At 68.2% G+C, this 3,613-nt stretch carries 2 protein-coding genes; one reads left to right on the top strand and one right to left on the bottom strand.

Features of this window, described 5'->3' with window-relative positions; translation table 11 throughout:
• Positions 1-125: 125 nt before the first annotated feature.
• Positions 126-2,126 carry a BCCT family transporter gene (locus KZA10_RS09820; RefSeq protein WP_151486718.1) on the top strand — a complete coding sequence of 667 codons (2,001 nt, stop codon included), beginning with the start codon at positions 126-128 and terminating at the stop codon, positions 2,124-2,126.
• Between the two features lie 3 nt (positions 2,127-2,129).
• Here KZA10_RS09820 and KZA10_RS09815 read toward each other — a convergent pair.
• A partial coding sequence (locus KZA10_RS09815; RefSeq protein WP_218682770.1) for an SDR family oxidoreductase occupies positions 2,130-3,613 on the bottom strand: 1,484 nt, incomplete at its 5' end.

Below are 3,613 nucleotides of genomic sequence, written 5' to 3'. Positions count from 1 at the left end.
GCCCGGGAAACCCGCACCACGCGGCATCGGGTCGCCGCGGCGTTCCCCGATACGCGGCGGATCGGGCCGATGGTCCCGGTCCTCAGCTTCGCGGGCCCACGGCTCGCATGACAGGATGGGATGCCATGGAGACCCCTGACGAGAAGCCCGACGATCGCTCCGCAGGACACACACCTCCGCGTCCTCGCACAGATGCGGTCGGCACAGGCGCGAACCGCCTCCCGACCAAGGCCACCGCGACGGCGAGGAAGATCGTCCGCGACATCGCCGCCGTCCCCCCGCGCAGTGTGCACCCGGCCCTCGTGCCCGGCGTCTCGGTCGAGGAGACCGGACGCACCTACCGCACCGACCCGCTCGTGTTCGGAGTCGCGGTCACCCTCGTCGTCTCCTTCATCGCCTGGGGTATCTTCGCCGGCGACAACCTCTCCGGCACCACCTCTGCGGTTCTCGGCTGGGTCGTGGAGTACTTCGGTTTCTTCTTCACCACCATCGCCACGATCGTGTTGGTGTTCATGCTCTTCGTCGGCTTCAGCCGATACGGTCGCATCCCCCTCGGCCGCGACGACGAAGAGCCCGAGTTCTCGATGTTCTCCTGGATCTCGATGCTCTTCGCCGCGGGCATGGGCATTGGACTCGTCTTTTGGGGCGCGGCTGAGCCGCTGACGTTCTTCGAGAGCCCGCCGCCCGGCACCGTCGAGGCGAACACCCTCGAGGCCATGCACACGGCTCAGGCGCAGGTGCTCTACCACTGGGGTCCGCAGGCATGGGCGTTCTATGCCCTGGTCGGCGGCGCCATCGCGTATGGGGCGTTCCGCCGCGGTCGCACCCCGCTCATCTCCTCGATCTTCGCGCCGTTGCTCGGCGAGGGGCGCACGGCCGGGCCTCTCGGTCGCACGATCGACGTGTTCGCGATCATCGTCACGCTGTTCGGTACCGCCGCCTCGCTCGGTCTCGGCGCTCTGCAGATCGGGCACGGCGTCGAGCTGGTCAGTGGCATCGGCGAGCTCGGAAACGGTGTGCTGATCGCTGTCATCGCGTTGCTCACGGCGTGCTTCATCGCGTCGGCGGTCTCGGGAGTCTCCAAGGGCATCCGTGCGCTGTCGAACATCAATGCGGTGATGGCGCTCGTGCTCGCCTTCTTCGTGTTCTTCGTCGGCCCGACGATGCTCATCCTGAACATCATCCCCTCCATCGCGGTGCAGTTCGTCGGCGATCTGCCGCAGATGATCGCACGCTCGGCATCACAGGGTGAGGAAGCTCAGGCCTTCCTGTCGAGCTGGACCATCTTCTACTGGGCCTGGTGGATCTCATGGTCTCCGTTCGTGGGCATGTTCATCGCGAAGATCTCACGCGGACGGACGCTCCGTCAGTTCGTGTCGGTCGTGATCCTCGTCCCCTCGGCCATCTCCCTCGTCTGGTTCGCGATCTTCGGCTCGACAGCCATCCAGCAGCAGATGGATGGAGCGGGGCTCACGGTGGACCCCCCGGAGGAAGTGCTCTTCGGTGTGCTGGAGAACCTGCCGTTCCCGCTGATCACGAGCGTGCTGCTCATCCTGCTCATCTCGATCTTCTTCATCACCGGTGCGGATTCGTCGTCCCTCGTGATGGGCACCCTGTCGCAGCAGGGGCGACCCGAGCCGACCCGCTGGGTGACGATCGTCTGGGGATCGCTCGTCGGCGTGATCGCCGCCGTGCTGCTCGTCACCGGCGAGGAGGGGAGCGGGCTGAAGTCTCTGCAGAACGTGACCATCATCGCCGCGCTGCCGTTCGCGATCATCATGGCGTTCATGATGGTCGCCTTCATGAAGGACCTGCGGCGTGATCCGCTGATCCTTCGCGAGCGCTACGCCAAGGCCGCGGTGCGGCACAGCGTCATGGCAGGGCTCGAGGAGTATGGCGACGACTTCGCCCTCGTGGCGGTCGAGTACGACCACTCCGAGGACGACCTCGACTGGATCGACGAGTCGACCGTCGACGACTCGCTCGCCGAGGTGTACGAAGCGGCGACCGAGGCGATCGACATCATCCCGCCGGCCGACGTGGATGCGGTGGTCGATGCGGCTCTGGAGGACGGCCCCGTCGCACCGGATGCGGCAGATGCTCCGGAGCGTCCTCGCGCCGACTGAGCGCTACTTCGCCTTCGCCGCTTCCGCGGTGGCGGTGATGCGCGCGGCCATGCCGGCGAAGATCGCCCCGTGGAACGGGAGCACGGCGAGCCAGTACAGCCGTCCGGTCAGCCCGCGGGGGAAGAAGATCGCGCGCTGCTCGTAGCGGGCGCCTTCTTCGTCGGGAAGGGCGCGCAGTTCGAGCCATGCCTCGCCAGGGACCTTCACCTCGGCGCGCAGGCGCAGCAGCGAACCGGCATCCGCCGTCTCCACGGCCTCGACGCGCCAGAAGTCGATCGCATCGCCGACGCGCGCGGCCGTGCGATTGCGGCGGCCGCGGCGGAGTCCGACACCGCCGACGATGCGGTCCATCCACCCGCGCACGGCCCAGAGCAGCGGCGAGGAGTACCAGCCGTTCTCCCCGCCGATGCCGAGGATCACGCGCCACAGCTCGTCGGTTGAGGCGCTGGTTGTCACGGAACGGGAGTCGGTGAACACCGTGCGTCCGGCCCACTCCGGGTCGCTCGGCAGCGGGTCGCTGGGCGCTCCGGAGACCTCAGAATCCTGCCAGCTGGTCTCGATGGTGTCGCCGCGCACCCGACCGAGCGCGAGGTCCACAGCGCGTCGGTAGGGTGTCAGGCCGTTCTCGGGGCGGGGGATGAGCTCGTCGACCTCGTGGTCCTTCATGATGCACTCGTTCTGCAGCGACGCCACGAGAGGGCGCGCGATCGAGCGCGGCACCGGGGTCACCAGGTTGACCCAGTGCGAGGCGAGCCCGGGCGTCAGCACCGGGAGGGCGGCGATCGCGCGCTGGCGGAGTCCCGCCTCGACCGCATAGCCGTTCATCATCTGGCCGTAACGCAGCACGTCGGGGCCCCCGATGTCGACGGCGCGGTTCACATCGGCGTCGACTCGCGCCGCCCCGAGCAGGTAGTGCAGCACATCGCGCACGGCGATCGGCTGGATGCGATTGCGCACCCATTTCGGCGCCGGCATGTAGGGCAGCACGTCGGTGAGGTGGCGGATCATCTCGAACGATGCCGACCCCGATCCGATCACGACTCCGGCCTGCAGCACGAGGGTCGGCACGCCCGACCGCAGGAAGATCTCGCCCACATACACACGCGAACGCAGGTGCGGCGAGAGCTTCGCGTCGTTCGGATGCAGCCCACCGAGGTAGACGATGCGATGCACGCCCGCGTGTGCCGCGGCAGCGGCGACCGTCTGCGCCGCACGCTCATCGCTCTCCTCGAAGCCCTTGCCCGCCGACATCGAGTGGATCAGGTAGTACACGACATCGACGTCGTCCATGGCTTCGGCGACGGCATCCGCATCGTCTGCCGAGCCCTCGACGATCTCGCAGTCCGCCCCCCAGGGGAACGACGCCGCACGCGCGGCATCCCGTGCCAGCACCCGCACCCGGTACCCCGCGTTCAGCAGGCGCGGCGTCAGCCGACCGCCGATGTATCCGGTCGCGCCGAGCACGAGCGCGCGCGGTGCGGATCCGT

This window comes from Microbacterium sp. BF1 (assembly GCF_019279095.1).
GTDB lineage: Bacteria > Actinomycetota > Actinomycetes > Actinomycetales > Microbacteriaceae > Microbacterium > Microbacterium maritypicum.
Note: the sequence above shows the minus strand (reverse complement) of the source record. Positions and strands in the feature narration are given on the sequence as shown.